The 1952-nt window shown below is 75.4% G+C and carries 3 protein-coding genes; all 3 read left to right on the forward strand.

The genetic code is table 11. The features are described from left to right. Positions 1–408, forward strand: a 408-nt coding sequence (locus tag HMPREF3099_RS09905; RefSeq protein WP_202816751.1) for an ERAP1-like C-terminal domain-containing protein, incomplete at its 5' end; no start/stop codon positions are given. Beyond that, a complete protein-coding gene (locus HMPREF3099_RS09910; protein WP_070705822.1) occupies positions 405–1292 on the forward strand; it encodes a mechanosensitive ion channel family protein in 888 nt (295 codons plus the stop codon). The genes HMPREF3099_RS09905 and HMPREF3099_RS09910, both read left to right, overlap by 4 nt. Then, positions 1279–1764 carry a globin gene (locus tag HMPREF3099_RS09915; protein ID WP_070705823.1) on the forward strand — a complete coding sequence of 162 codons (486 nt, stop codon included), beginning with the start codon at positions 1279–1281 and terminating at the stop codon, positions 1762–1764. Before HMPREF3099_RS09910 ends, HMPREF3099_RS09915 begins: the two co-directional genes overlap by 14 nt. Positions 1765–1952 lie beyond the last annotated feature (188 nt).

The raw sequence follows: 1952 nt of genomic DNA on the forward strand, positions 1-1952 counted from the left end.
TCGGGTGCCGAGCGCCTGGCCCGCGCCCGCGCCGCCCGCCCCGACGCGGCCTCCAAGCAGGCGGCCTGGGACAGCGTGTGGCGCGACACCCGCCTGCCCAACGCCGAGGTGGTGGCCACCGCCGCCGGCTGGCAGCGCGCCCGGACGCCGGAGGACCTGCGGCCCTTCGTGGAGCCCTACTTCGAGGCCGTGGCGGACATGTGGGACGAGCGCACCCACGCCATCGCCGAGGCGGTGGCCGGCGGCTTCTACCCGCACCCGCTGGTGCACCAGGACCTCGTGGACGCCGCGCAGGCGTGGCTCGACGGCCACCCGGACGCCTCGGCCGCGCTCCGCCGCGTCATCGCCGAGAACCGCGACGGCACCGTCCGCGCGCTGGCCGCCCAGGCCTTCGACGCGCGTTCGTGACCGCCGGCACCACCGCCCCCGGGTGGGAGGACATCACCCGGGTGGTCGGCGCCTGGCTCGCCACCCACGGCCTGGCCGTGGTGCTCATCGTCGTCGTCGCCCTCCTGCTGCGGAGCGTCGCCCGGCGCCTCATCGGGCGCCTCACCTCGTGGATGACCGACCGCTCCCGCCAGGGGAGGCCCGACGGTCACGCCGCGGACCTGCGCCGGCGCCAGCGGGTGCTCACCCTCACCAGCCTGCTGCGCAGCGCCTCGTCGGTGGTCATCTGGACGGTCGCGGCGCTCATGGTGTGCGACCAGCTCGGTCTGCCGCTGGGTCCGCTGCTGGCGAGCGCCGGCATCGGCGGCCTGGCCATCGGCTTCGGCGCGCAGTCGCTGGTCAAGGACGTCATCAGCGGCGTGATGCTCATGGTGGAGGACCAGTTCGGCGTCGGTGACTGGGTGGACCTCGGCGAGGCCTCCGGCGAGGTGGAGGAGGTGACCCTGCGCGTCACCCGGCTGCGGTCGGCCGACGGCGTGGTCTGGTACATCCGCAACGGCGAGATCCTGCGCGTGGGCAACACCACCCAGGGCAGCCCGGTGGCCACCATCGACGTGCAGGTGGGTGCCCGTGCGGACTCCCGGCAGGTGATGGACGTGCTCACCACCGCCATGGAGGAGCTCGCCGCCTCCGAGGCCGGGCAGGCCACCCTGTTGCGCGCCCCCACCGTGGCCGGCATCCAGGAGGTGAGCAACGGCGCCATGACCGTGCGCGTCTTCGCCGACTGCGTGGCCGGGCAGCAGTACGCCGCTGCCCGTGACGTGCGGGCCGCGGCCAAGGTGGCGCTGGACACCGCGGGGGTGCCCGGGCCGCCGGTGCGAGACTGGGGCCATGAGCAGCGCTGAGCAGACCGGGCAGCCCACGATCTACGAGATGGTGGGCGGCCACGAGGCCTTCGTGCGGCTCACCGCCCTGTTCTACGAGGGCGTGGCGGGCGACCCGCCGCTGCGCGACATGTACCCCGAGGAGGACCTCGGCCCGGCCGAGGAGCGCCTGCGCCTCTTCCTGGAACAGTTCTTCGGCGGCCCCACCACCTACTCCGAGACCCGCGGCCACCCCCGGCTGCGGGCCCGTCACGTGCCCTTCGCGGTGACGCCGGACATGCGCGACCGCTGGCTGCGCCACATGGGGGCGGCCATGGACGCGATGGGCTTCCCCGCCGAGGCCGACGAGATGATGCGCGCCTACTTCGAGCGGGCCGCGCACTTCATGGTGAACACCCCCGACGAGGGCGATGCCCCGCTGCACGAGAGCGCCCCGCCGGTGCACCCCGCGCCGCGTCGGCCGCGGCTGACGATCACCCGCGTGGAGGATTGAGCCCGGGCACTCGCTCGGGCCCGGGCCCGGCCCGCTCAGCGGGCCAGCACGTGCCCGGTGGGCGTCGCCAGGCGCCACCAGGGGCCGCTGCGCAGCACCACGGCCTCGTCGGCCCCGGTGAGGAATCCCAGCGCATCGGCGCCCAGCGCCAGGCCCTGCGGCCACCCGGCGCCCACCGAGCGCGACCA

It is taken from the genome of Kytococcus sp. HMSC28H12 (assembly GCF_001816045.1).
GTDB lineage: Bacteria > Actinomycetota > Actinomycetes > Actinomycetales > Dermatophilaceae > Kytococcus > Kytococcus schroeteri.

What these genes read in the sequence shown, in the direction of transcription:
- HMPREF3099_RS09915 (WP_070705823.1), top strand. Translation starts at nt 1,279, where the DNA reads ATGAGCAGCGCTGAGCAGACCGGGCAGCCCACGATCTACGAGATGGTG.